This is a genomic window from Nocardiopsis sp. NRRL B-16309 (assembly GCF_001279585.1).
Lineage (GTDB): Bacteria > Actinomycetota > Actinomycetes > Streptosporangiales > Streptosporangiaceae > Nocardiopsis.
The window spans coordinates 1-690 of record NZ_LGEC01000139.1; the positions used below are offsets into that span (position 1 = coordinate 1).

A 690-nucleotide genomic window follows, 5' to 3' on the forward strand; every position below is an offset into this window, starting at 1 on the left:
AGCGCGTTCGTGGTCAACGCCGCCGTGGGCGAGGAATCGATCGCCCACCCGACCACACGCCGCGAGCACACGTCCAGCACCACCGCGCAGTAGACCTTGCCCTCGCGGGTGGGGTGCTCGGTGATATCGGTGACCCAGAGCTGGTCCAGGCCCTGGCGGGCGAACTGACGGTCCACCAGGTCGGACGAGACCAGATCCGGCCGCGCCCGCCGCCACCTCGGGCGGCCGGCGACTCCCTTGAGGCCGGCCCGGGACATCAGCATCGCGACCGTGCCGTGCCAGAGCTGCATCCCTCGCCCGAGGGTGAGTTCGGCGTGCACACGCCGCACCCCGTAGACGCCGTTGGAGGCGGCATGGATCTGGCGGATGGTGTCGGTGAGCAGCACGTGCCGGATGGAGCGGGCCGAGGGGCCGCGGTCGCGCCAGGCGTAGAACCCGGACTCCGAGACCCCCAGCACCCGGACGGCGACCTGGACCGGATGTCCCTCGGCAGCCATCACCGCGATCGCCTCGAACCGTCTTTTGGGGGCACCACCTTGCCCAGCAGCTCACTGGCCCGGCGGTGGATCGCCAGTTCGGCCTCCAACTCGGCGATGCGCTTGTTGGCTGCGGCCAGTTCGCTCTTCTCGGTGCTGGTCAGGCCCGGGGCCAGACCTTGGTCGATACGGTCCTGGCGCCGCCAGGCGTAGA

General features: G+C 70.7%; 1 protein-coding gene and 1 pseudogene. Both read right to left on the bottom strand.

Annotated elements, in window-relative coordinates; translation table 11 throughout:
• The coding region (locus ADL05_RS28375) for a DDE-type integrase/transposase/recombinase (RefSeq protein WP_156366092.1) at positions 1 to 497 on the bottom strand (497 nt) is incomplete at its 3' end.
• Positions 497 to 690, bottom strand: a pseudogene (locus tag ADL05_RS31420) (hypothetical protein); the annotation flags it as partial. The gene ADL05_RS28375 and the pseudogene ADL05_RS31420, both read right to left, overlap by 1 nt.